This window comes from Achromobacter sp. FW305-C-28, assembly GCF_058783235.1.
In genome coordinates, this window is the sequence record NZ_JBYSYL010000010.1 from 73,840 (window position 1) to 97,134 (window position 23,295).

Annotated in this window: 21 protein-coding genes; 12 read left to right on the forward strand and 9 right to left on the reverse strand. The window is 67.0% G+C overall.

The window, feature by feature from the left end; translation table 11 throughout:
* Positions 1–207 precede the first annotated feature (207 nt).
* A complete protein-coding gene (metG, locus tag AC3WMR_RS22615; RefSeq protein WP_025139378.1) occupies positions 208–2,274 on the forward strand; it encodes a methionine--tRNA ligase in 2,067 nt (688 codons plus the stop codon).
* A gap of 132 nt (positions 2,275–2,406) precedes the next feature.
* Here metG and AC3WMR_RS22620 read toward each other — a convergent pair whose 3' ends face one another.
* The 3 genes from AC3WMR_RS22620 to AC3WMR_RS22630 all read right to left on the reverse strand — a co-directional run bounded on the left by AC3WMR_RS22620 (position 2,407) and on the right by AC3WMR_RS22630 (position 4,719).
* A complete protein-coding gene (locus tag AC3WMR_RS22620; RefSeq protein ID WP_025139377.1) occupies positions 2,407–3,144 on the reverse strand; it encodes a sulfurtransferase in 738 nt (245 codons plus the stop codon).
* 84 nt (positions 3,145–3,228) lie between these two features.
* Positions 3,229–4,026: a DUF4377 domain-containing protein gene (locus tag AC3WMR_RS22625; protein WP_492265153.1), complete on the reverse strand. Its 798-nt coding sequence runs from the start codon at positions 4,024–4,026 to the stop codon at positions 3,229–3,231.
* Positions 4,027–4,188: 162 nt separating this feature from the next.
* The gene (locus AC3WMR_RS22630; protein WP_492265152.1) at positions 4,189–4,719 is read right to left on the reverse strand and encodes an META domain-containing protein; all 531 of its coding nucleotides are present in this window, start codon (positions 4,717–4,719) and stop codon (positions 4,189–4,191) included.
* Positions 4,720–4,968: 249 nt separating this feature from the next.
* Here AC3WMR_RS22630 and AC3WMR_RS22635 point away from each other — a divergent pair, with 249 nt between their 5' ends.
* Complete coding sequence (locus AC3WMR_RS22635) at positions 4,969–6,192, forward strand: acyltransferase family protein (protein WP_492265151.1); 1,224 nt, start codon at positions 4,969–4,971, stop codon at positions 6,190–6,192.
* On the opposite strand, the gene AC3WMR_RS22640 is transcribed toward AC3WMR_RS22635, so the two are convergent.
* Positions 6,173–6,571 carry a helix-turn-helix domain-containing protein gene (locus AC3WMR_RS22640; protein ID WP_492265150.1) on the reverse strand — a complete coding sequence of 133 codons (399 nt, stop codon included), beginning with the start codon at positions 6,569–6,571 and terminating at the stop codon, positions 6,173–6,175. The genes AC3WMR_RS22635 and AC3WMR_RS22640 overlap by 20 nt on opposite strands.
* 719 nt (positions 6,572–7,290) lie before the next feature.
* Here AC3WMR_RS22640 and AC3WMR_RS22645 point away from each other — a divergent pair.
* On the forward strand, positions 7,291–8,109 hold the full coding sequence (locus AC3WMR_RS22645) for a response regulator transcription factor (protein WP_492265149.1): 819 nt from the start codon (positions 7,291–7,293) through the stop codon (positions 8,107–8,109).
* Between the two features lie 431 nt (positions 8,110–8,540).
* Positions 8,541–9,749 carry a voltage-gated potassium channel protein gene (kch, locus tag AC3WMR_RS22650; protein WP_492265148.1) on the forward strand — a complete coding sequence of 403 codons (1,209 nt, stop codon included), beginning with the start codon at positions 8,541–8,543 and terminating at the stop codon, positions 9,747–9,749.
* A gap of 66 nt (positions 9,750–9,815) precedes the next feature.
* Here kch and AC3WMR_RS22655 read toward each other — a convergent pair whose 3' ends face one another.
* The 3 genes from AC3WMR_RS22655 to AC3WMR_RS22665 all read right to left on the reverse strand — a co-directional run bounded on the left by AC3WMR_RS22655 (position 9,816) and on the right by AC3WMR_RS22665 (position 11,255).
* The gene (locus tag AC3WMR_RS22655; RefSeq protein ID WP_081821685.1) at positions 9,816–10,196 is read right to left on the reverse strand and encodes a DUF4156 domain-containing protein; all 381 of its coding nucleotides are present in this window, start codon (positions 10,194–10,196) and stop codon (positions 9,816–9,818) included.
* A gap of 184 nt (positions 10,197–10,380) precedes the next feature.
* Positions 10,381–10,620, reverse strand: a complete 240-nt coding sequence (locus tag AC3WMR_RS22660) for a helix-turn-helix domain-containing protein (RefSeq protein WP_492265147.1) — start codon at positions 10,618–10,620, stop codon at positions 10,381–10,383.
* A complete protein-coding gene (locus AC3WMR_RS22665; protein ID WP_492265146.1) occupies positions 10,620–11,255 on the reverse strand; it encodes a hypothetical protein in 636 nt (211 codons plus the stop codon). The genes AC3WMR_RS22660 and AC3WMR_RS22665 overlap by 1 nt, the downstream gene beginning before the upstream one ends.
* A gap of 97 nt (positions 11,256–11,352) precedes the next feature.
* Between AC3WMR_RS22665 and AC3WMR_RS22670 the strand changes: the two genes are divergently transcribed.
* Positions 11,353–11,550 (forward strand): hypothetical protein, encoded by a 198-nt coding sequence (locus AC3WMR_RS22670; RefSeq protein ID WP_492265145.1) that lies wholly within the window; start codon positions 11,353–11,355, stop codon positions 11,548–11,550.
* Here AC3WMR_RS22670 and AC3WMR_RS22675 read toward each other — a convergent pair.
* Both AC3WMR_RS22675 and AC3WMR_RS22680 read right to left on the reverse strand, forming a co-directional pair.
* Positions 11,545–13,113 carry an EAL domain-containing protein gene (locus tag AC3WMR_RS22675; protein ID WP_492265144.1) on the reverse strand — a complete coding sequence of 523 codons (1,569 nt, stop codon included), beginning with the start codon at positions 13,111–13,113 and terminating at the stop codon, positions 11,545–11,547. The genes AC3WMR_RS22670 and AC3WMR_RS22675 overlap by 6 nt on opposite strands.
* A gap of 77 nt (positions 13,114–13,190) precedes the next feature.
* Positions 13,191–13,793 carry a TetR/AcrR family transcriptional regulator gene (locus AC3WMR_RS22680; RefSeq protein ID WP_492265143.1) on the reverse strand — a complete coding sequence of 201 codons (603 nt, stop codon included), beginning with the start codon at positions 13,791–13,793 and terminating at the stop codon, positions 13,191–13,193.
* Between the two features lie 237 nt (positions 13,794–14,030).
* On the opposite strand from AC3WMR_RS22680, the gene AC3WMR_RS22685 reads away from it, so the two are divergent.
* Genes AC3WMR_RS22685 through phbB form a run of 7 tightly spaced genes read left to right on the forward strand, consistent with a single transcriptional unit; the run spans position 14,031 to position 23,252 of the window.
* Positions 14,031–15,551 (forward strand): PHA/PHB synthase family protein, encoded by a 1,521-nt coding sequence (locus tag AC3WMR_RS22685; RefSeq protein WP_492265142.1) that lies wholly within the window; start codon positions 14,031–14,033, stop codon positions 15,549–15,551.
* Positions 15,552–15,554: 3 nt separating this feature from the next.
* On the forward strand, positions 15,555–17,033 hold the full coding sequence (locus AC3WMR_RS22690) for an efflux transporter outer membrane subunit (RefSeq protein ID WP_492265141.1): 1,479 nt from the start codon (positions 15,555–15,557) through the stop codon (positions 17,031–17,033).
* The gene (locus AC3WMR_RS22695; RefSeq protein ID WP_492265140.1) at positions 17,030–18,097 is read left to right on the forward strand and encodes an HlyD family secretion protein; all 1,068 of its coding nucleotides are present in this window, start codon (positions 17,030–17,032) and stop codon (positions 18,095–18,097) included. Before AC3WMR_RS22690 ends, AC3WMR_RS22695 begins: the two co-directional genes overlap by 4 nt.
* Positions 18,097–20,868, forward strand: a complete 2,772-nt coding sequence (rbbA, locus tag AC3WMR_RS22700) for a ribosome-associated ATPase/putative transporter RbbA (RefSeq protein ID WP_492265139.1) — start codon at positions 18,097–18,099, stop codon at positions 20,866–20,868. The genes AC3WMR_RS22695 and rbbA overlap by 1 nt, the downstream gene beginning before the upstream one ends.
* 2 nt (positions 20,869–20,870) lie before the next feature.
* Positions 20,871–21,998 carry an ABC transporter permease gene (locus AC3WMR_RS22705; protein ID WP_492265138.1) on the forward strand — a complete coding sequence of 376 codons (1,128 nt, stop codon included), beginning with the start codon at positions 20,871–20,873 and terminating at the stop codon, positions 21,996–21,998.
* Positions 21,999–22,042: 44 nt separating this feature from the next.
* Positions 22,043–22,516 carry a hypothetical protein gene (locus AC3WMR_RS22710; protein ID WP_492265137.1) on the forward strand — a complete coding sequence of 158 codons (474 nt, stop codon included), beginning with the start codon at positions 22,043–22,045 and terminating at the stop codon, positions 22,514–22,516.
* The gene (gene phbB / locus AC3WMR_RS22715; protein ID WP_492265136.1) at positions 22,506–23,252 is read left to right on the forward strand and encodes an acetoacetyl-CoA reductase; all 747 of its coding nucleotides are present in this window, start codon (positions 22,506–22,508) and stop codon (positions 23,250–23,252) included. Before AC3WMR_RS22710 ends, phbB begins: the two co-directional genes overlap by 11 nt.
* The last annotated feature ends 43 nt before the right edge of the window (positions 23,253–23,295 follow it).

Sequence of the window (23,295 nt, forward strand, 5' to 3'; positions counted from 1 at the left end):
GCCGCGCCGCATCCGCCTGCCAGGCCTCGGTCCGCCCCCCCCCTGACCGGCACCCGGCCCGTTTTTCGCTGCCGTCCCCCAACCCGCCTGGCGCCCGTCCGCGACCATGCGGGTTGTGTCGTTTCAGGCACGCGCCCCGGCACGTCGCCGCCGTTGCCCTAAAATGGCCGGCCAACCCCTCTTTTCCCTCAACCTCTATCGACAACCATGTCTCGCACCCTTTTTGTCACCACTGCGCTGCCCTACGCCAACGGATCTTTCCACATCGGCCACATCATGGAGTACATCCAGGCCGATATCTGGGTTCGTTCGATGCGAATGGCGGGCCACACGGTGCACTTCGTGGGTGCGGACGACGCGCACGGCGCGCCGATCATGTTGAAGGCCGAAAAAGAAGGCATCACGCCGCAGGCGCTGGTCGCCCGCTACGCGGCCGAGCGGCCGCAGTACCTGAACGGCTTTCACATCCGCTTCGACCATTGGCACAGCACCGATTCGCCCGAAAACGTGGCGCTGTCGCATGACATCTATCGCAAGCTCAAGGCCCAGGACCTGATCGAGACCCGCTCCATCGAGCAGTTCTACGACCCGGTCAAGGGCATGTTCCTGGCCGACCGCTACATCAAGGGCGAATGCCCCAAGTGCCACGCCAAGGACCAATACGGCGATTCCTGCGAGGTCTGCGGCGCGGTCTACGCGCCCACCGACCTGATCAACCCGTACTCGGCCCTGACCGGCGCCACGCCGGTGCTGAAGTCGTCCGACCACTTCTTCTTCAAGCTGTCGGACCCGCGCTGCGTGGAATTCCTGCAGAAATGGACCAACGGCAGCAACGTCAACGGCGGCAAGCACCTGCAGCCTGAAATGCTGGCCAAGACCCGCGAATGGCTGGGCGCCGAAGACGGCGAGGCCAAGCTGGGCGACTGGGACATCTCGCGCGATGCGCCGTACTTCGGCATCGAAATCCCCGACGCGCCGGGCAAGTACTTCTACGTCTGGCTGGACGCGCCGGTGGGCTACCTGGCTTCGCTGAAGTCGTACTGCGACCTCAAGGGCCTGGACTTCGACGCGCTGCTGGACCCGGCCGGCACCACCGAACAAGTGCACTTCATCGGGAAAGACATCGTCTACTTCCACGCGCTGTTCTGGCCTGCAATGCTGAAGTTCGCCGGCCGCAAGACACCGGACGCGGTCAATGTGCACGGCTTCATCACCGTCAGCGGCGAAAAGATGTCCAAGAGCCGCGGCACCGGCATCTCGCCGCTGCGCTACCTGGAAATCGGCATGAACGCCGAATGGATGCGCTACTACATCGCCGCCAAGCTCAACGCCCGGGTCGAAGACATGGACTTCAACCCCGAAGACTTCATCGCCCGCGTCAACAGCGACCTGGTCGGCAAGTACGTCAACATCGCCAGCCGCGCGGCCAGCTTCATCACCAAGCATTTCGACGGCGCCCTGGCCTATTCGGGCGACACCGCCGCGCTGTCGGCCGAATACGCCGAGCAGGCCGAGTCGATCCGCGCCGCGTTCGAGGCCCGCGAGTACAACCGCGCGATCCGCGAAATCATGGCCTACGCCGACCGCATCAACCAGGCGTTCGACACGGCCCAGCCCTGGGTGCTGGCCAAGGGCATCGCCACCGCCGACGACGCCCAGAAGGCCGCCCTGCAGGACATCTGCTCGCGTTCGCTGGCCGGCTTCAAGGCCCTGTCGGTGATGCTGGCCCCGGTGCTGCCGGCCCTGGCCGAGCGCGTGGCGCGCGAACTGTTTGCGGCCGACGCCAACTTCACCTGGGCCGACGCCGCGGTGCTGCCGCAGCGCGTGGCGCCGTTCAAGCACCTGATGCAGCGCGTCGAACCGCAGATGCTCGAAGACCTGTTCGAGCCACCCGCCGCCCCCGTGGTGGTGCCCGGCGGCGAGCCGCTGGCCGAGACCATCTCGATCGACGATTTCGCCCGCGTCGACCTGCGCATCGCGCAGATCGTCAACTGCGAACACGTCGAAGGCTCGACCAAGCTGCTGCGCCTGACGCTGGACGTGGGCGAAGGCCGCCACCGCAACGTGTTCTCGGGCATCAAGTCGGCCTACAAGCCCGAAGACCTGATCGGCAAGCTGACCGTCATGGTGGCCAACCTGGCCCCGCGCAAGATGAAGTTCGGCGTATCCGAAGGCATGGTGCTGGCCGCCAGCCACGCCGATGAAGCCGTGGACGCCGGCATCTACGTGCTGGAGCCCTTCCCCGGCGCCAAGCCCGGCATGCGCGTGCGCTAAGCCGGTTTTCGGCACCAGACAAACGACAAGCCCGCCACTCGGCGGGCTTGCTGTATTTGGGGCGGCCCGCGTAGGGCGGCCCGCGCAGGGCAGTCAGCGGGCGCGGTCAGCGTGGCAGCTGCGGCCCCGGGGTCAGTCCTTGCTGGGGGCCAGCGCCGGGTCCAGCGAGATGCGCTCGTCGAACACGAAGCACTTGCCGTCAAAGCCCGGGCCGCCGGTTTCCTCGAAGTACTTGAGAATGCCGCCGTCGAGCTGGTAGACGTTGGGGATGCCCGCCTCGTTCATGTAGATGGCGGCCTTCTCGCAGCGGATGCCGCCGGTGCAGAAACTGACCACGGTCTTGCCGTCGAGTTCGGCGCGGTGCGCCTGCACGGCGGCGGGAAACTGGGTGAAGCGGTCGATGCGCCAGTCGATGGCGTTCTTGAAGGTGCCTTCGTCGACCTCGAACGCGTTGCGGGTGTCCAGCATGACCACGGGGCGGCCATCGTCGTCGACGCCCTGCTCAAGCCAGCGGGCCAGCGTGCGCGCATCCACGCCCGGGGCACGGCCAGCCTCGGGCCGGATCGTGGGGTGATCCATGCGGATGATCTCGCGCTTGATCTTGACCAGCAGCTTGCGAAACGGCACCTGCGCGCTCTGGCTGAACTTGACTTCCAGGTCGGCAAAACGCGCGTCGGCCCGCAAGGCCTGCAGGAACGCGTCGATGCCGTCGGCCGATCCGGCCAGGAACAGGTTGATGCCCTCTTCGGCCAGCAGCACGGTGCCCTTCAGGGCGGCCTCGCCCGCCTGCGCCAGCAGCCGGGCGCGCAGCTCGGGCAGGGCGTCCAGCGAGACGAATTTGTAAGCGGCGATATTGACGACGGAAGACATGGCAAAGCGGGGCGTAGGACGGCGAAGGCCGTAATAGTAATCGCTGCCCCGCCCTGCCCGCTTGCCGCAGGTCAAACGGACGGATCAGCGCCGGACGATTTCCTGTTCCACCACGGCATCCAGCACCCAGCGCAAGCCGGACGTGTCGGCGGGCGGATTCGGGTCCTTGATTTCGACTACGCGCAGGCGGTAGCGGATGCCCGGCTGGAAGTTGAAGCCGGTGATGTCGCCATACCAGAGCTGCCAGGGCTGCGACTGGCTGTCGCGCACCTGGTAGCAGGTGGTGCGGCCGGCGCCGGCAATGCAAGGCACGCGTTCGGCGTTGACGTACACCAGCTTGGTCGGCCCGACCTGGCCGCCCCCGACGGGGTCGATGCGGCGGCCGAAGTCCAGCGTATCGCCGGTGCTGAGCACCCAGCTCATGCGCTGCGGGTTGTTGGTGTTGTCGAACGACGTGGCGGTGATGCGCGTCAGGCTGGCCAGGAATTCCTGTTCGAGCTGCATGTTCACAGGTGCGCAGGCCATCATTGTCGCCACGGGGTTGGACGTGATGATCAATTGGCCGTTGGCCACGGTGTAGGGCGCGTTGTACGCGTTGCAGCCGGAAAAGCCGCTGGCGCGCGTGGCGCCCTGGTCGTGGATGAAGCTGATGGTGAGCGGACGCGAATTGGACGAGGGGTGCGGGATTTCACGCAGCGCGCCGCCCGGGCGGGTCCAGCGTGCCAGGTCCCAGCTCGTCTGCGCCAGCACGTCAGAGGCCGAGGCGGGCTGGAAGCGCGGGTCCCGTCCATCCGCGGTGCGCTGCGGCGGCGCCGCGCAGGCCGCCAGGCCAAGACTGAGCACGCAAGGCGCGATCCAGCGCAGGGATGAAGACAAGGGCATGGGATTCTCCCGCAAGAAACTAGGGCTTGGTCAAAGCCGGCGGCCCCTTGCACGGCGCCATTGCGGCAGTCGGCCGGGGCCCCGGGCAGCGCCCATTGTAGGCGCGCCCCAAGCCCGCACCGCTGTGCGCAAAACAGACTGAAACACCTGGCCCGGCGCGCCTCAAGGCGTGGGCGGGTCCTGGCGGCGTTCGAATTCCAGCACGTCGCCGCCGCGCAGGTTGAAGGTCAGGTGACGCGGGGCGCCGCCGCTGTCCAGCGTGAAGGTGTCGATGGCGCCCAGGCTGCGCAGGTAGTCGTTTTCAAGGGCCGCGCGCTCGGCCGGCACGCAGGCCATGCGGCTGGCGCCGCGCGCCTGGATGAACAGCTTGCCGGCTTCGAGCTTGTACGTGCCCATGTAGCGGTTGCAGCCCGAAAAACCGTCCGCGCGGTATTCCTTGCCTTGCGCCAGGAAGGTCAGTTGTATCGGTTCACCGTTGTCGCCATGGGGAATGTTGCGCAACCCGCCGGAAGACTGGGTCCAGCGCACCAGTTCCCAGCTGGTCTGGGCCAACGAATCGGCGCTGCTGGCCGCGTTGGCCGCAGCCGCGCCCTGGGCGCGCGCACCGCCCGTGGAACCGGCGCAGCCCGCCAGCGCCGCGGCCAGCAGCCCGACGCCCAACAGGCGGCAATGCGAAGACAGGAAGGAAGACATGGAACAGCACTCCTGAATGGACACCCCCCAACTGTAACCGCCATGAGGCCGACGCGTCCCGGGGCCTCCCCCTGACAGCCGAATCCGAAAGCGGCAAGCGCCGTCCTCCCTGCGCAGGGGGGCCTGCATCGTACGCCGCATGGCGGCGGCCCTCTGCTGCGCGCAGAATCGGCTCACACCCGTACGCGTCTGGCGTGAAGCTGGCGGCGGGCCCGGCAGCACATAACAACGACGACCGGAGACACGGCGATGGGCTTCTTAAGAACTTTGTTGGCGCTGTCCGTGGTGCTGGACCACCTGGGCGGCGGCACGACCGATTGGCTGGTGGGCGGCCGCCTGGCCGTGCAGCTTTTCTACGTGATCTCCGGCTTCCTGATTTCCTATGTGCTGACCGCCACCGATCACTATCAAGGATCGGTCGGGCGGTTCTATGCCAATCGGGCCCTGCGCCTGTATCCGGTGTACCTGGCGGTGGCAGCGCTGACCCTGCTGGCGCATGCGGCGGGCGGCGGCGCGTTCTGGCGCTTCTACGACCACCTGCCCTTTGCGGCGGAACTGTTCCTGGGCGTGTCGAACCTGCTGATCATGGGGCAGGACTGGCTGATGTTCTTCGGCATCGAGCATGGTGCGCTGGCATTCACCGGCAGCTTCGCCCACAGCGAGGTGCCGCTCTACCAGGGCCTGTTGGTGCCGCAGGCCTGGACGCTGGGCGTGGAGATGAGCTTCTACCTGATCGCGCCCTTCGTGCTGCATTCGCCGCGCCGCCTGCTGGTGCTGCTGGCGGCCTCGCTGGCGCTGCGTGCGGCGCTGGTGGCCACCGGCGTGGGCCTGGCCGATCCGTGGACCTATCGCTTCTTTCCCACCGAGCTGGCGCTGTTCCTGATCGGGTCGCTGTCGCATCAAGTGCTGCTGCCGCGCTGGCAGGCCTGGACCCGCCGCTTGCCGCGGCTGCCCGAAATCGGCACCGGCTTGCTGCTGCTTTATGCGCTGGCCCACTTTTCCATCGGCCTGCCGCATACGGTGCGCGATGCGCTGGCGGTGGCGTTGTTTGCCGCCCTACTGCCGCTGGCCTTCCTGTTCCAGTCGCGCCATCGGCTGGACAAGGCCATCGGCGAACTGAGCTACCCGATCTACATCTGCCACGCACTGGTCATCCTGTTCTTCGGCTGGCTGCTGGACGGTGCGCAACAGCGCCAGCCGGCGATGTTCACGGTGCTGGTGGTCGTGGGCTGTATAGGCTTTGCAGCGCTGCTGAACGCACTGATCGCGGACCCGGTCGAACGGCTGCGGCGCCGGCTGCGCGCCCGCGGCGAGGCGGCCGAGACGGCAGTGGCCGCAGGCAGCCGCGAAGGGCGTGCGGATGTCGTCCACCCGCCCTGCAAGGCGGAAACGGCGCGCAGGATGACGCCCGCGTCGCACGCCCGCGCGGTCCCTTCCGGCCGCACCGTGGGGACTATTCGCCGCGCGCCTTGATGTAGGCCGCCAGCACCTGCTCGATCTGGCGCTTTTCCTGCAGGCTCAGGCGGGCATAGGTGGCGTAGGAGACGGTTTCGAAGGGCCAGGGAGGCGGGGGTGCGACGTACTCCCCCACATTGGACGGCGGTTCGGCATAGGCCGGACTGGCCATCGGGCCTTCGCCGGTGCTGAGCCACATGGGATTGACCCGCAGCGCCCGGGTCAGCTTGATGAGTGCGTCGCTGGAAGGCTGCAGGCGCTGGCCACTTTCGTAGTTGCCGATGGCGCTTTGCGACAGGTTGCTCGCGACTGCCAAGTCCTTCTGTGTCCATCCCTGAAGCATTCTTGCGTTGCGCAGACGATGGCTAAACGTGTCCAATCGATCAACCTGAGACATTAATATGAATTTATTTATTTGATTAAAACATCTCAATACTGGCGTCAAATAAACGGATTACACCCCAATTCCCGGGCTAATCCGTAAATCGCGGCGCGCACTCCCACCCGCCTGCCACGGCGCGACCGCGGCCTCGCCGAGCACACACGACATCTTGCAAAAAAGCCATTGCTATCATCGGCTTGCGGGTTAAGGCGGGCGCTTGGCCCGCCGCCCCGGCCCTGATCAGGCCCGGGCGACCACGCCATTAAAACCCGCCCGAGTTTATGTCGCCTCGCCATAAAAAATAAAAAATAATGTATCGGTAATACTTAATATCTTATGGTCGCAAACACGTGAACGAACAGCGTTTCAGGCGTTTTCCCCGGATCAGGGCTGACATCATTGTTACTACCAGAAACTACAGAAACGTATCTTCACAAAAAAACACGCCCGTGTTTAAATGAAACACGGGCGTGACTTCCATGCGGAATCGGATCATCGGCGGCCAGAGCGCAACACGCTTGAGCCAGGCGCCGCCCCAGACCCCGACTGCGGCCTCGACCGGCCGCGGCCCAGACGCTGATCGACAGTCCAATCCTTTTCAGGGGCTGTTGAACACTGAAAGCCCTAGCCCGCCACCAACAACACCGCCAGATGCCGCCACATCATGGCGCGCAGCAAAGGGAGAGGGGCATGACACGCAATGATCACGCTGTGGTTGGCGCAGGCGGGCATCCATGAACAACACACTGGATGTCATCTTTCTTGGCCAGGACGACGCCCGGCATGCCCGGCTGGTCGAGGCCTTGTCCCATCTGGGTTTCAGCGTGCGCCGCTGCCATGACCTGGCCGACGTCTACGACCGCTACTCGCGCCGCCCCAGCCCCCTGGTGATCCTGGAAGCGCCTCTGCCCGACATCCATAACGCCGCGGTGCGGCTGCGCGCCATCGACCGCAGCCTGGGCATCGTCGCCATCGCGCCCTTTGCCGCCGAGGAAAATCGCATCCGCACGCTGCTGTGCGGCGCCGACGCCTGCCTGCCGCCGGAAGTGACCGGGCTGGAATTGGCCGCCGTGTTGCAGGCGTTGGTGCGGCGCGCGGTGGGGCTGGACGGGGCTGATAACGGTGTGGAGCCGCCGCTGCCCGACGAGCCGCTGCAGGAAACCTGGCGGCTGGCCAACAAGGGCTGGACGCTGATCAGCCCCACCGGCCGCCAGCTGGGCCTGACCACGGGCGAGCGCGACTTCCTGACCAAGCTGGTCAAGGCGCCGGACCGCAAGATCAGCCGCGACGCCTTCTACCCCGACGGCGCCGAAGACGCGGACGGCGCCATCACCCGGCGCCGCTTCGTCGACGTGATGATCAGCCGGCTGCGGCGCAAGGCGACCGCCAACCACATGGCGCTGCCGATCCGCGCCGTGCATGGCTGGGGCTATATGTTCGCGGCGGATATCGCGCTGGAACTGGACAATCGGGAGGAGGCAGAGGAAGGGCGTCCGGACGGACTGGAAGATTCACGGCGTTATGCGCTGGATGCCAACGCGCCGTCTTACTGATACGCTACGGGCCAGGACGCTGGCGCCAGACGAAAAAAACGCGGCGCTGCCCCGAAGGTAAGACGCCGCGCTAAAACAACACGTGAGCCTGGAGTCATCAGCCGGCACTGATGCCTTCTACCTAGATCACGCGATTCCAACATTCGTGCCTCATACTACTCACGCACGGACTGGCCGTGAGCCCGGGCGGGGTCTCTAGTCCCCACTCAAGCTGCAGCGTGATCAACGCCCGGGTGATTCGTCCGCCCTGGCAGCTGGCGGGCTTGTCGCCCGTATCAGCGGTGTTCCTCTCGGATAGCCGCGTGATGAAAGAAGTTTAGGACGTCGGGCGCAATTCAAGTAATTCTTTGTTGATAGCCTTCTATACATATTGGATATAGGAAGCCCATCGCGCTGCCCTATAGAATGAGCGGCAAAAGGACGCCCCTGCCATGCCCCATTCCCTGTCCGGCCTTGCGCGCCGATTGCGCCTTGCGCTGACCCGCATTCCCCCCAATTGGTGCCTTGCCATTCTCGTGGCGCTGGACGGCTATGCCTTCATGCATCCCGTGCTGCGCGAAGTGCGCGCGCGCGAGTATTCATTCTGGCTGGCGCTGGATAACTGGCACGACGTGATGCAGGTGGTGGGCCTGCTCGAGATTCCGCGCCTGGTGCTGGGCGTGGGCCTGCAGATCATCGCGCTGGGCCTGATCCTGAAGGCGCGCATCGCGTGGGCGTTTTCGCTGGTGCTGCTGATCGGCGTGGGCACCTTCGCCATCCTGGGCGACAGCGGGCGCGCGGGGCTGGGCGTCTATACCCTGGTATTGGTGATCGCGCTGATCGCCTACTGGCGGCGCTTTGACCGGGCCAGCGTCACGGCCGGCTCGCTGTTCGCGCTGGTCAGCATGGCGTCGCTGCTGATCTACGCGATCTTCGGCACGCTGTACCTGGGCGAGGAATTCAATCCGCCCATCAAGGACGCGGCAACGGCGCTGTACTTTTCGATCGTGTCGATGTCCACGGTGGGCTATGGCGACATCACCCCGCACAGCAACGCGGCCAGGCTGTTCACTGCGTCGATTATCATTCTGGGCATCACCGTCTTTGCCACTTCCATCAGTGCGATCGCCGGCCCGGTGATCGGCGGCAACCTGAAACGGCTGGTCAAAGGCCGGTTTTCCAGCGCCATGAGAAAAAACCACATCATCATCGCCGGCGCCACGCCCCTGGCCATGAGCGTCTACGAAGGCTTGCGTCGCCGCGGCGACGAGGTCACCGTCATCGTGCCGCCTGGCGCGCCGCAGGAATACCCGGCCGCCACCGATCTGATCGAAGGCGACCCGTCCAGCGTGGAAGTGCTGCGCAGCGCGGGCGTGACCCGCGCGCGTTATGTGCTGGCGCTGCGCGAGGACGACGCCGAGAACGCCTTCATCGTGCTGGCCGCCAAAGAGGCCGTGGGCGACCAGGGCGCCAAGACGGTCGCGCTGGTCAACACCAGCAAACACCTGGAAAAGATCCGCCGGGTGCAGCCCGACCTGGTGTTCTCGGTGCAATTGCTGGGCGCCGAACTGCTGGCGCGCGCCATCAACGGCGAAGCGCTGGACAGCCAGTCCATCACGGACCTGTTCTTCGCCAAGGCGACGCCCCAGGCCAAGACCTGATCAGGCGGCCCTGCCAGGTTGACAGGCCCTGGGCGCGTCAACCCGCCACGGCGCCCTGCACGACCCCTAGCCGCAGCGATAGACGTTGCCCGAGAGCGTGACGTTGGTCTGCTCCAGGTGATCCTTGCCGCCCGTCTGCCCCGCGCGCTGCGTCAACAGGTAGACCACGTTGCCGCCGAGCGCAGCGGCCTTGTTCTTCAGGTCGTTGCGCGCCCCCGTTTCCAGATCCGCGTTCGAGGTGATCACGCCCGCCAGGAAATTGCCCTGGCTGCCGGTCACGTCACCCAGGAAGGCGCAGTCCTTGCCCGGTTCGTTGTGCGTGATGCGCACGTTGGAGGAAGCGCCGGGCGACAGCGCCGTGGGCGCGCAGGCAGCCAGCGCGCAGGCCGAGGCCAACAGGGAAGCGACACGCAATGCATCGCGGGAGATCGCAGGCAGGTAGTGCATGGCAAGCATCCATCAAAAGGACGTGGGAACCCGGCGCGCGGGCGAACCCCGCGCGACAGGCGGTGAAAAAAGAGAAGGTCGAATTGCGGCCGCCGCGCAGAGGTCGGGCGGCCCGGTGCGGATCACGCGACGGCCGCCCGCCGCGAACGTGGCTCGACGCGGTGATCGACGCCGGCCGCCAGGGCTAGTCGATGCCGGTGTCGTCGCTGGCCGCGGGCTCGCCGGGTTGGTACTCGAGCAAGTCGCCGGGCTGGCATTGCAGCACCTCGCAAATGCGCTCCAGCGTGTCAAAGCGCATGCCCTTGACCTTGCCCGATTTGAGCAGCGACAGGTTCGGCTCGGTAATGCCGATCTCCTGGGCCAATTGGCGCGCCTTCATCTTGCGCTGCGCCAGCATCACGTCCAGCCTGACCACGATCGCCATCAGATGAATCCCCGGTTTTCTTCGGCGACCTGGGCCGCTTCTTCCATGGCCCAGGCCAGCGTGAACAACAGGCCGCCGAGCAGGCCAAGCAGGATGTCGCTGATATCGATGCCGATCATCATGTAGCGCTCGCCCGGCCCATTGGCCAGCGTCAGCACCAGCATCAATACGGTCTTCAAGGCCGGCATCGCAACGCTGAACACCGTGATCAGCAAGGCGATGCCGCGCAGGCGCCTGGCCGTGGCCACGGTCAGCACATCGCCACGGCTGAAGTCGGAAAACATCGCGTGGGCATGGGCAATGGCGCGCAACGCCAGCGCCGCCAACACCCCGAACAAGGCAAAGCCCAGCACCCGATACGCGGGCCCCAGGTTCAGGCGCGGCAGGGTGACGGGCGCGGCCGGTTCGGCATAGGCCGGCGCCGTCACGCCAAGAAAGGAATACAGGCCGCGGGCCAGCACGGCCTCGGACGTGAAGAACCACATGCCGACCAGCGCGGCCACGAGCAACACCGCGGCAACAACGAGCAGGCCGCGCATCCAGCGCGACAGCCCGCGGATGCGGGCCAGGCGGCGGGCGCCGCCGGCAGATGGCGAGGTCTCGTGGACGGATGAAAAGGTCGGTGCGGCTGCCATGGCGGTCTCCGGATGGCGTTGCTGGGGCTATGAAGTTGCTGTAGTGTAGCAACAAATTATCGTTTTACAATAATTTTTTATCCCAAAGAGGAAAGTCATGCGGATCCCCCTGGTGGTCGCGTCGCTGCTTGCCGCGCTGCTGTACTTCATGCTTTCAGACTCCTGCGCATGCGCCGCCGCCCCCGGCGAACGGATCTGCCGCGACACGACGTGCCCGCAGGCGGCGCGCGGCGCCAGCCTGTGGTCGCTGGGCAACCGCTTTTCGTTGTTGAGCCTGCCGCTGCGCGCGCTATGACGCCGCGGGCACCGGCGGCAGCGCTGCCTTCTCGGCATACCAGCGCACGAAGTCGGCCGACGGCATGGGCCGGGCAAACAGATAGCCCTGAATGAAGGCCACGCCGCGCTGCGTCAGGTAGGCGAACTGCTCGGGCGTTTCCACCCCTTCGGCCACCACCGCCAGGCCCAGGCGATGCGACAGCGTGATGATCACGTCCAGCACCGGCGCGTCTTCGCCGGTGGGTTGGATCGCATGCACAAAGCCCTTGTCGATCTTCAGGTAATCGACCGGGAATTTCTGCAGGTACGACAGCGAGCAATGGCCCGTGCCGAAATCGTCGATGGCCACGAACACGCCCTCGGCCCGCAGCGCGTCGATGTTGCGGCGGGCCTGGCCGTTGTCGGCGATGAGGCTGCGTTCGGTGATTTCCAGCACCATCAGCGATGGCCGGATGCCGGCGCGAAAGGCCTGCACGTCGGCCAGCAACGTCGGGCTGGACAGGTGTGCGGGCGCGAAGTTGACCGCGATATGGAATTCGGGCGGCGTGGCCCAATCGCGCATGTCGCGCTGGATCAGCTTGAGCAGATGCTGGGTCAGCGGCACGATCATGTCCTCGACCTCGGCCGCCGCAATGAAGATGTCCGGACGCACCGGCCCCACGCCAGGACGGTTCCAGCGCATCAGCGCCTCGACACCCTCGCAGCGGCCCGTGGCCTTGCCATAGACCGGCTGGTATTCGACGTGGAATTCGTCGGCCGCCATGGCGCGGCGCAACTGCTCTTTGAAGGACTGCCGGTTCACCTGCAAGCGGTAGGCCCCAAAGGCCAGCAGCGCGCCGAGCAGCAAGGCCACGGGCAGGTAGGTCACCAGCAATTGCTGCCAGGCCCGCACCACGGCCTCGGCCGGAGCCAGCACGCGCACATCCAGATCGGCCCGGTCGGCCACCCTGTCTGCCTGCTGGAACAGCAATTCAGGCACCGCCGACGCATGGCCCCAGGAATCGCTGCGGATGGGCGCCCCCTGCCCCAGCGTGACTTCCAGCTGGTATTCACCCAGCGAGGCCACCGAATTGAGGATGTCCTGCACATAACGCCCGTCGATGGCGACCACGCCGCCGCGGCCATCGGCGGCCGGCATGCCCAGCAGCAGCGCCGGCCGCTCGGGCGCCAGGGGCGTGCCCGCCACGCTGAAGAACCACTGCGCAGGCGGCACGTCCACCGGCCATTTGCGGAATTCGCCGGTAAGGTAATCGACCTCACCCAGCACCGACGAGCAATAGATGTGGTCGCGTTCGACCAGGATCAGCGCGCGGAAGTACGGGTTGAGCGTGCCCCAGCGGTACAGGTCGGGCAGCGCCTCTTCACAGGACTTGTCGGTCAGCGCCGCCACGCGCGGCAGGATGTCGACGGCGCGGGCCACGATCTGCTCGGTCTGGACCCGCACGATGCGCGCCACGGTGGCGGCTTCGGCGCGTTCGGTGGACTGGGCATGCAGCCAGGTCCAGGCGACGCAGCCCAGCACCGGCAGCATCAAGGCCAACGCCACCGGAAAATATCGCCAGGAGGGCACACGGACGGTCATTCCGGAGTTAGGCAAAGCGCCCTCGCTGCTTGAGTCGTGGAAGTGACGCAAGGATACAGGGCGGTGTGGCGCGGCGGCTATAGCAGGCCGCAGATCAGCGCCACGTGCGCCTCGCGCCGCTCCGGCAGGTTGATGCGTTCGTCCGGCCCCAGCAGGATCGCCATGAAAATCGCATGGACCACCGGCGACAGCAACAGCCACGGATGCCGCAGCGCCACGCCGTCGCCGCACAGGCCGCGTTCGCGGGCCAGCTGCAGCAAGTGGGCGATGTCGGCCTGGTGGGCATCGGCCGTGTCCTCGCGCCAGCGGCGCGCCAGATGCGGCACGCGGTCGCTTTCGGCCAGCAGCAGCCGCATGGTGGCGACCATGGCCGGATTGGCCAGGCTGGCATAGAGATGGTTGACCAGGCGCTCGGCCAGGTGCCTGGGCGTGGCTGCGCCCGCAACCAGAGCGTGGGCGTCCAGGCGCGGCGGGCAAAGGTGACGTGCGAGCAAGGCTTCGAAGACCTCTTCCTTGCTGGAAAAATGGGCGTACAGGCCGCCCTTGGACAGCCCGGCCCGCAAGGCGATGTCATCCATCCGCGCACCGGCATAGCCGGCGGCCGAGAATTCCTGCAACGCGGCGTCGAGGATCTGCCCGACGCGCACGGTCGGGGGGAGACGCTGACGCTGCGTACCCATCACCACTGCTCCCTGTGCGAATTGGCGCGGCATCAAGGCCCGCCAACAGCCTCATTAAAAACCGACCGGTCAGTCGCTAGCTTGATCTGGATCAATGAGCGCGCAGGGCGGGCGGCGCACAATCAATTCAAGACGTTTGCCGTCGGATCGATCCCGCGCCGGGCCACAAGCCTGGCCCCGTGACGGTCCGCCCCCTTGAGCGCGGCGATTGCGCCGCCCGAACGCCACGGAGCCCACATGTCGGATACGACCCAGCCAGCACGCAAGGACATGGCGATGACCGCAGGCCGGTTCGATGACGCCGCCTGGGGGCAATGGCCGTATTCCTGGTGGAGCCAGGCCTTCATGCAGGCCCGCAGCGCCTGGGACGCCCAGGCCCGCCTGCTGCCCCTGGCCAACGACCACCAACGCGCGCTGGCTGCCTTTGCCGCGCACCAATGGCTCGAACCGCTGGCCCCCGACAACCAACCGTTCACCCACCCCCTGGTGCTGCGCCAGACCTGGCAGGAAGGCGGCGCCAACCTGCTGCGTGGCGCGCAGGCCGCCTGGGAAGACGGGCTGCGCCAATGGGGCGGCCTGCCGCCGGCCGGCGCAGAACACTTCCGGCCCGGCCACGAGGTGGCGCTGACGCCCGGCAAGGTGGTGCTGCGCAATCGCCTGGCCGAGCTGATCCAGTACCAGCCCGCCACGGCGCGGGTCCGGCCCGAACCCATCTTCATCGTGCCGGCCTGGATCATGAAGTACTACATCCTGGACCTGTCGCCCCACAACTCGCTGATCCGCTACCTGGTCGAACAGGGCCACACCGTGTTCTGCGTGTCATGGAAGAACCCCGCCGCCGCCGATCGCGACCTGGGCATGAACGACTACCTGCGCCTGGGCGTGCGCGAACCGCTGGCGGCGATCAATGCCATCGTGCCGGGCGCCGCCGTGCATGCCACCGGCTACTGCCTGGGCGGCACGCTGCTGGCCATGGCCGCCGCCGCGATGGCGCGCGAGGGCGACACGCGCCTGGCCAGCCTGAGCCTGCTGGCCGCGCAGACCGACTTTTCCGAACCCGGCGAGCTGGGCCTGTTCATCGACGAGTTCCAGGTGGCGCTGCTGCAGGCCGAAATGCAGGCGCTGGGCTACTTTCCGGCGCAGCAAATGAGCGGCGCGTTCCAGCTGTTGCGTTCGCAGCAGCTGGTGTGGGGCCGGATGATCAACGACTACTGGCTGGGCCAGCGGCGGCCGATGACGGACCTGCAGGCCTGGAATGCCGATGCGACCCGCCTGCCGGCACGCATGCATGGCCAATACCTGCGCGGCCTGTACTTGAACAACGACCTGGCCGCCGGCCGTCATGCCGTGGATGGCCAGCCCGTGAAGCTGGCCGACCTGCGCCTGCCGCTGTTCGGCGTCGGCACCGAAACCGACCACGTGGCCCCCTGGCGCTCGGTCTACAAGCTGCACGGCCTGACGCTCGCGCCGCTGACCTTCGTGCTGACCCGCGGCGGCCACAACGCCGGCATCGTCAGCGAACCCGGCCATCCGCGCCGCCACTTTCGCAGCCTGACGCGGCCGGCGGACCAGCCGGCCTTGACGCCCGAGCAATGGTTTGACGCGGCGCCCAAGTACGAGGGCTCTTGGTGGCCGCATTGGCAAGCCTGGCTGGCCGCGCGTTCGGGCAAGCCGGCCAAGCCGCCCGCCCTGGGCGCCGCACGCCAGGGTTACCCGGTGCTGGGCGATGCCCCCGGCGCCTACGTGATGGAGAAATGAAGCATGACCCGCCCCTCCCTTGCGCCATGGAGCGTCGCCCGCCTGGCGCCGGCCGCCCTGGCCGTGCTGCTGGTGCAGGGCTGCGTGTCGATGGCCCCGCAATACGACCGCCCGGCGCTGCCGGTGGCGGCCACCTATGCCGCCGAGACTGCCGGGCCCGCCTCTGCTGCGCCAACGTCAACGCCGGCCGCGCAGGTCGACTGGCGCGACTACTTTTCGGACCCCACCTTGCAAGGCCTGATCGGCGAGGCGTTGGCGCATAACCGCGACCTGCGCGTGGCGCTGCTGCGGGTCGAAGAGGCGCGCGCGCTCTACGGTATCCAGCGCGCCGACCAGTTTCCGACGATCGGGGTGCAAGCCGAAGGCACCCGTGCCCGCACGCCGGGCGACCTGAACCTGACCGGCCGGCCCCAGGTGGCCAGCCAATACCAGGCCGGGGTGGGCATGGCGACCTGGGAGCTGGACTTCTGGGGCCGCGTGCGCAGCCTGAAGGACGCCGCGCTGGAAAACTACCTGGCCTCCGATGCCGCCGCCCGCGCCGCCACGCTCAGCCTGGTCACCCAGGTGGCCGACAGTTACCTGTCGCTGCGCGAGCTGGACGAGCGCCTGGCCCTGACCCGCGCCACGATTGCATCGCGCGAGGAATCCCTGCGCATCTTCCGCCGCCGCTACGAAGTCGGCTCGATCTCCAAGCTGGACCTGACCCAGGTGGAGACGCTGTGGCAACAGGCCCGCGCGCTGGGCGCCGACCTGGAACAGGCCCGCGCCACGCAGGCCCACGCCCTGGAATTGCTGGTCGGCAAGCCGCTGGACCTGCCCCTGCCGCAGGCCGGCCTGGACGACGACGCAGTGATGCGCGACCTGCCGGCCGGATTGCCGTCGGACCTGCTGGCCAACCGCCCCGACATCGTCGCGGCCGAACACCAGTTGCGTGCCGCCAATGCCAACATCGGCGCGGCCCGCGCCGCGTTCTTTCCCCGCATCACGCTGACGGGCGCCTTCGGCACCGCCAGCGCCGAACTCGACGGCCTGTTCGGCACCGGCAGCCGCGCCTGGAACTTCACGCCCAGCCTGGACCTGCCGATCTTCGATGCCGGCCGCCGCAGCGCCAACCTGGACCTGGCCGAAGTGCGTCGCGACCAGGCCGTGGCCGGCTACGAACAATCCATCCAGAGCGCGTTCAAGGACGTGTCCGACGCGCTGTCGGCGCGCCGCTGGCTGGCCGAGCAGGTGCAGGTGCTGCGCGCCACCGTGGCCGCCCAGGCCGAGCGCGCGCGCCTGGCCAAGCTGCGCTATGACCATGGCGCCTCGCCCTACCTGGAAGTGCTGGACGCCCAGCGCGACCTGCTGGCGGCGCAGCAGACGCTGGTGCAGACCCGCCGCGCGCTGCTGTCGGCCCGCGTCGGCCTGTATGCCGCGCTGGGCGGCGGCACCCAGGCGCCCGCCACGCCCTCCTCGATACCCCCCGGAAACGCATCATGAAGCTGCCTACCCGCAAACTGATTCCCGTCCTGATCGTCCTGGCTGTCGCCGCCGCCGGCTATGGCGGCTGGCGCATGCTGTCCGACAACGGCCCTGGCGAAGGCTTCATCAGCGGCAACGGCCGCATCGAAGCCACCGAGATCGACGTGGCCACCAAACTGGCCGGCCGCGTGCAGGACGTGCTGGCCGCCGAAGGCGATTTCGTCGCCGCCGGCCAGCCGCTGGCGCGCATGCAGATCGATACGCTGACCGCGCAACGCGAAGAAGCGCGCGCCCAGCACCAGCAGGCCATCAACAACGCCGCCAGCGCCAGCGCCCAGATCGCGCAGCGCGAAAGCGACAAGCTCGCCGCCGAAGCCGTGGTGGTGCAGCGCGAAAGCGAACTGGATGCTGCTCGCCGCCGCCTGGCGCGCTCGGAAACGCTGTCGCGCGAAGGCGCATCGTCGATCCAGGAGCTGGATGACGACCGCGCCCGCGTGCGCAGCGCCCAGGCCGCCGTCAACGCGGCGCGCGCGCAGGTCAAGGCCGCCGCAGCCGCCATCGATGCGGCCCGCGCCGCCCAGGTAGGCGCGCAGTCGGCCGTGAACGCCGCGCAGGCCACCATTGCCCGCATCGACGCCGACATTGCCGACAGCGAACTGCGCGCCCCGCGCGCCGGCCGTGTGCAGTATCGCGTGGCGCAGTCCGGCGAAGTGCTGGGCGCGGGCGGCAAGGTGCTGAACATGGTGGACCTGGCCGACGTCTACATGACCTTCTTCCTGCCCGAGCAGGCCGCCGGCCGCGTCGCGCTGGGCCAGGACGTGCGCATCATCCTGGACGCCGCGCCGCAATACGTGATTCCGGCCAAGGTGTCGTTCGTGGCCAGCACCGCGCAGTTCACGCCCAAGACGGTCGAGACGGCCACCGAACGCCAGAAGCTGATGTTCCGCGTCAAGGCGCAGATCGACCCGGCGCTGCTGCAGCAGCACCTGACCCAGGTCAAGACCGGCCTGCCCGGCGTGGCCTGGCTGAAGCTGGACGGCGAGGCCGCCTGGCCCGCCACGCTTGAAGTCAAGGTGCCCTGATGAACACCGCCACGACAGCCTCGTCCCCCGCCCCGGTGGTGCAGCTGTCGGGGGTGGCATTGCGCTATGGCAAGACCGTGGCGCTGGACGGCATCACGCTGGACATCCCCGCCGGCCGCATGGTGGGCCTGATCGGCCCCGACGGCGTGGGCAAGTCGAGCCTGCTGGCCCTGGTGGCCGGCTCGCGTGCGGTGCAGGAAGGCTCGGTGCGCGTACTGGACGGCGACATGGCCAGCAAGCGCCACCGCGACGAGGTCTGCCCGCGCATCGCCTACATGCCGCAAGGACTGGGCAAGAACCTGTACCCCACCCTGTCGGTGGAAGAGAACCTGCAGTTCTTCGGCCGCCTGTTCGGCCACAGCGAGGCCGAGCGCCGCCGCCGCATCGACAGCCTGACCCGCAGCACCGGCATGGACGCCTTCCTGTCGCGGCCCGCGGGCAAGCTGTCCGGCGGCATGAAGCAGAAACTGGGCCTGTGCTGCGCGCTGATCCATGACCCCGACCTGCTGATCCTGGACGAGCCCACCACCGGCGTCGACCCCTTGGCGCGCGCCCAGTTCTGGGACCTGATCAACCAGATCCGCCGCGAACGCAGCGGCATGAGCGTCATCGTCGCCACCGCCTACATGGACGAGGCGCAGCGCTTTGACTGGCTGATCGCCATGGACGAAGGCCGCGTGCTGGCCACCGGCACGCCCGACGAACTGCGCGCTCGCACCGGCACCGATTCGCTCGAAGCCGCGTTCATCGCCTTGCTGCCCGAAGAAAAGCGGCGTGGCCACCAACCCGTGGAAATCACGCCGCTGGCGCTGGAGGACAACGCCCCCATCGCCATCGAGGCGCGCGACCTGACCATGCGCTTTGGCGACTTCGTGGCGGTAGACCACGTCAACTTCCGCATCCGCAAAGGCGAAATCTTCGGCTTCCTGGGGTCGAACGGCTGCGGCAAGTCCACCACCATGAAAATGCTGACCGGCCTGCTGCCGGCCAGCGAGGGCCAGGCCTGGCTGTTCGGCGCCGAGGTCGACCCGAAGAACATCGACACGCGCCGCCGCGTCGGCTACATGTCGCAGGCATTCTCGCTATACGGCGAACTGACGGTGCGGCAGAACCTGGTGCTGCACGCGCGGCTGTTCCACGTACCCGAGGCCGACATCCCCGCCCGCGTCGACGAGATGGTGGCGCGCTTTGACCTGGCCGACGCGCTGGACGACCTGCCGGACACGCTGCCGATGGGCGTGCGCCAGCGCCTGTCGCTGGCGGTGGCCATGGTGCACAAGCCCGAACTGCTGATCCTGGACGAACCGACCTCGGGCGTGGACCCGGTGGCGCGCGACAATTTCTGGCGCCTGCTGATCGCACTGGCGCGGCAGGACCAGGTCACGATCTTCATTTCCACCCACTTCATGAACGAGGCCCAGCGCTGCGACCGCATGTCGCTGATGCACGCAGGCAAGGTGCTGGTGAGCGCATCGCCGGAGGAGATCATCCGGCTGCGCGGCGCCAAGACGCTGGAAGAGGCCTTCATTGCCTACCTGATCGACGCGGGCGCGGGAACGCAGCCTGGCACGGCGGGGGATATCTCGACGGCAGCGGCGGAAAACACGGGGGATCCCGCGGCGCCCGTGGTCCACCCGGAACATCGCGGCTTCAATCTGCAACGCATGTTCAGCTACATGTGGCGCGAAACGCTGGAACTGCGCCGCGACCCGGTGCGCGCCACGCTGGCGCTGGCCGGTTCGCTGCTGCTGATGTTCGTCATCGGCTTTGGCATCAGCCTGGACGTGGAAGACCTGCGCTACGCCGTGATGGACCGCGACCAGACCACGCTGAGCCAGAACTACAGCCTGAACCTGGCCGGCTCGCGCTACTTCATCGAGCAGCCGCCCATCAGCGACTACCAGGACATGGACGCCCGCATGCGCAGCGGCGAGCTGTCGCTGGCGATCGAGATTCCACAAGGTTTTGCGCGCGACGCCGAACGCGGCCGCAACGCGCAGATCGGCGTCTGGATCGACGGCGCCATGCCGCAACGCGCCGAGACCATCCGCGGCTATGTGCTGGGCATGCACCAGGGCTGGCTGCAGCAGCAGGCGCGCGAACGGCTGGGCGCGGGCGCGACGCAGCCCTTCAGCATCGAAACGCGCTTTCGCTACAACCCCGACGTGCGCAGCCTGCCCGCCATGGTGCCGGCCGTGATCCCGCTGCTGCTCCTGATGATGCCGGCGATGCTGACGGCGCTGGCGGTGGTGCGCGAAAAGGAACTGGGCTCGATCATCAACCTGTACGTCACGCCGGTAACGCGGCTGGAATTCCTGTTGGGCAAGCAGGGGCCATACGTGGCGCTGGCGATGCTGAACTTCCTGTTGATGACGCTGCTGGCGGTGACGCTGTTCGGCGTGCCCATCAACGGCAGTTTCCTGACCTTGCTGGCCGCCGCGCTGATCTACAACGTGGTCGCCACCGCCATCGGCCTGTTGGCATCGACCTTCACCCGCAGCCAGATCGCGGCGCTGTTCTTCACCATGATCGGCACGCTGGTGCCGGCCGTGCAGTTCGCCGGGCTGCTCAATCCGGTGTCGTCGCTGGAAGGCGGCGGCAAGCTGATCGGCCAGGTCTACCCCGCCACCCACATGCTCACCATCAGCCGCGGCGTCTTCAGCAAGGCGCTGGATTTCTCGAACCTGCAAGGCGCGTTCTGGCCCTTGCTGGTGGCGATTCCCGTCATCCTGGGCGCGTCGGTGCTGTTGTTGAAGAAGCAGGAGACCTGATCATGCTGCGACATGCCGCCAATATCTTCCGGCTGGGCGTGAAAGAGCTCTGGAGCCTGGCGCGCGATCCGATGATGCTGGTGCTGATCGGCGTGTCGTTCACGCTGATGATCTACACCGCCGCGACGGCCGTACCCGAATCGCTGCACAACGCCGCTATCGCCGTGGTCGACGAAGATGTATCGCCCCTGTCCTCGCGCATCGAATCGGCGTTCTATCCGCCGCACTTCACCCGGCCGCAGATGATCGATTCGGCCGAGGCCGACGCCGGCATGGACGCCGGACGCTATACCTTTGCCGTCAACATCCCGCCGAATTTCCAGCGCGACGTGCTGGCGGGCCGCCCCGCGCAGATCCAGCTGAACGTGGACGCCACCCGCATGAGCCAGGCCTTCACGGGCAGCAACTACATCCAGCAGATCATCACCGACGAGATCAACGAATTCGTGCAGCGCTACCGCAAGCCGACCGAGCTGCCGGTGGACCTGGCGGTGCGCATGCGTTTCAACCCGAACCTGACGCAGGCGTGGTTCGGCAGCCTGATGGAAATCATCAACAACGTCACGATGCTGTCGATCATCCTGACCGGCGCCGCGCTGATCCGCGAGCGCGAACACGGCACCATCGAACACTTGCTGGTGATGCCTGTAACACCTACCGAGATCATGCTGGCGAAAGTCTGGTCGATGGGGCTGGTCGTACTGGTGTCCGCTGCGCTATCGTTGACATTCGTGGTGCGCGGCCTGTTGCAAGTGCCGGTCGAAGGATCGGTGGCCCTGTTCCTGGTGGGCGTGGCGCTGCACCTGTTCGCGACCACCGCCATGGGCATCTTCATGGCGACGCTGGCGCGCAGCATGCCGCAATTCGGCATGTTGCTCGTACTGGTGCTGCTGCCCTTGCAGATGCTGTCCGGCGGCACCACGCCGCGCGAAAGCATGCCCGACTTCGTGCAGAACATCATGCTGGCCGCCCCCACCACCCACTTCGTGGAACTCGGCCAGGCCATTCTCTTTCGCGGCGCGGGATTAAGCGTCGTCTGGCAACCTTTCCTGGCGTTGGCGCTGATCGGCAGCGTCCTGTTCGCCTTCTCTTTGACGCGCTTTCGCAAGACCCTCAGCCAGATGGCGTGAGGCCTGTGTATTCGTTGGCCCTTATTACTCTCTTAAAAGGACGCATGATGAAGAAGACAACCGCCCCCACGCCCCCGGATCTCGCCGGCGCCAATGTCGCCTATTGCAAGCGCCTGGCCGAACTGGCCCAGGAAAGCCAGCAGCGCTGGCTGCAACTGAGCCAACGCCTGGCCGGCGACACCGCAGGCCAATATTTCGCCTCGTTCGGACCGCTGAAGGTCGACGGCAATTGGCAGGCCATCGCCCCGGCCCTGGGCGAAGCCACGCGCAAGCACTGGCAATGCCAGCTGGAAGCCAGCCAGGCCATCACCCATGCCGCGCTCGAAGACCAGGCGGCGCTGGCCGCCGGCGTCAGCGAAGCCTTCAGCGGCTGGCTCAGCAATGCCTCGGCCGCGGCCACGGGCGGCCTCACGGCCTCGCCGCTGACGCGCATGTGGTCCAGCTTTTCCGAGCAGATGACCTCGGCGTGCTCGGCCATGCAGGAAGCCACCCAGGTCGGGGCGCGCCATGGGCGCTAAGCGCACGGCGCTCGTCACCGGCGGCGCGGGCTGCCTGGGCCGCGCCATCGCCCGGGCGTTGCACGACGCCGGCCACGACGTGATCGTCACGTACCACTCCAGCGAAGAAGCCACCCGTGCCTGGCTGACCGACGAGGCGGCCAAGGGCCGGCGCTACGACATGGTCAAGGTTGACGTGGCCGACTATGCGTCGTGCCAGGCGCTGGCCCGACGCCTGGAAGATGACGGCCGCCAGATCGACATCCTGATCAACAACGCCGGCATCACGCGCGACGCCAGCCTGCGCAAAATGAGCTATGAGAACTGGAACGAGGTCATGCGCAGCAACCTCGATTCCATGTTCAACATGACGCAGCCGCTGTGCGGGCCGATGGCCGACCGTGGTTGGGGCCGCATCGTCAACATCTCGTCGGTGAACGGGTCCAAGGGCGCGTTCGGGCAGACCAACTACGCGGCATCCAAGGCCGGCATCCACGGGTTCACCAAGGCGTTGGCGCTGGAATTGGCCAAGAAGAACGTCACGGTCAATACCGTGTCGCCGGGCTACCTGGCCACGGCGATGGTCAAGGCCGTGCCCGAAGACGTATTGAAGGAAAAGATCCTGCCGCAGATTCCGCTGGGGCGGCTGGGGGAACCTGATGAAATCGCCGCGCTGGTGGCGTTCATCTGCAGCGATGCGGCGGCGTTCATGACGGGCAGCAATGTCGCCATGAACGGCGGGCAGCACATGTACTGAAGCCTGCCCGCCTGCCTGGAGCACGGGCGCTTGCGACGGCACG

Coding starts and splice junctions, on each gene's coding strand:
- AC3WMR_RS22675 (WP_492265144.1), bottom strand. CDS start 13,113: ATGACCGTCCGTGTGCCCTCCTGGCGATATTTTCCGGTGGCGTTGGCC.
- AC3WMR_RS22645 (WP_492265149.1), top strand. CDS start 7,291: ATGAACAACACACTGGATGTCATCTTTCTTGGCCAGGACGACGCCCGG.
- AC3WMR_RS22705 (WP_492265138.1), top strand. CDS start 20,871: ATGCTGCGACATGCCGCCAATATCTTCCGGCTGGGCGTGAAAGAGCTC.
- AC3WMR_RS22635 (WP_492265151.1), top strand. CDS start 4,969: ATGGGCTTCTTAAGAACTTTGTTGGCGCTGTCCGTGGTGCTGGACCAC.
- AC3WMR_RS22710 (WP_492265137.1), top strand. CDS start 22,043: ATGATGAAGAAGACAACCGCCCCCACGCCCCCGGATCTCGCCGGCGCC.
- AC3WMR_RS22680 (WP_492265143.1), bottom strand. CDS start 13,793: ATGGGTACGCAGCGTCAGCGTCTCCCCCCGACCGTGCGCGTCGGGCAG.
- kch (WP_492265148.1), top strand. CDS start 8,541: ATGCCCCATTCCCTGTCCGGCCTTGCGCGCCGATTGCGCCTTGCGCTG.
- AC3WMR_RS22630 (WP_492265152.1), bottom strand. CDS start 4,719: ATGTCTTCCTTCCTGTCTTCGCATTGCCGCCTGTTGGGCGTCGGGCTG.
- rbbA (WP_492265139.1), top strand. CDS start 18,097: ATGAACACCGCCACGACAGCCTCGTCCCCCGCCCCGGTGGTGCAGCTG.
- AC3WMR_RS22620 (WP_025139377.1), bottom strand. CDS start 3,144: ATGTCTTCCGTCGTCAATATCGCCGCTTACAAATTCGTCTCGCTGGAC.
- AC3WMR_RS22625 (WP_492265153.1), bottom strand. CDS start 4,026: ATGCCCTTGTCTTCATCCCTGCGCTGGATCGCGCCTTGCGTGCTCAGT.
- phbB (WP_492265136.1), top strand. CDS start 22,506: ATGGGCGCTAAGCGCACGGCGCTCGTCACCGGCGGCGCGGGCTGCCTG.
- AC3WMR_RS22685 (WP_492265142.1), top strand. CDS start 14,031: ATGTCGGATACGACCCAGCCAGCACGCAAGGACATGGCGATGACCGCA.
- metG (WP_025139378.1), top strand. CDS start 208: ATGTCTCGCACCCTTTTTGTCACCACTGCGCTGCCCTACGCCAACGGA.
- AC3WMR_RS22670 (WP_492265145.1), top strand. CDS start 11,353: ATGCGGATCCCCCTGGTGGTCGCGTCGCTGCTTGCCGCGCTGCTGTAC.
- AC3WMR_RS22665 (WP_492265146.1), bottom strand. CDS start 11,255: ATGGCAGCCGCACCGACCTTTTCATCCGTCCACGAGACCTCGCCATCT.
- AC3WMR_RS22695 (WP_492265140.1), top strand. CDS start 17,030: ATGAAGCTGCCTACCCGCAAACTGATTCCCGTCCTGATCGTCCTGGCT.
- AC3WMR_RS22640 (WP_492265150.1), bottom strand. CDS start 6,571: ATGTCTCAGGTTGATCGATTGGACACGTTTAGCCATCGTCTGCGCAAC.
- AC3WMR_RS22660 (WP_492265147.1), bottom strand. CDS start 10,620: ATGGCGATCGTGGTCAGGCTGGACGTGATGCTGGCGCAGCGCAAGATG.
- AC3WMR_RS22655 (WP_081821685.1), bottom strand. CDS start 10,196: ATGCACTACCTGCCTGCGATCTCCCGCGATGCATTGCGTGTCGCTTCC.
- AC3WMR_RS22690 (WP_492265141.1), top strand. CDS start 15,555: ATGACCCGCCCCTCCCTTGCGCCATGGAGCGTCGCCCGCCTGGCGCCG.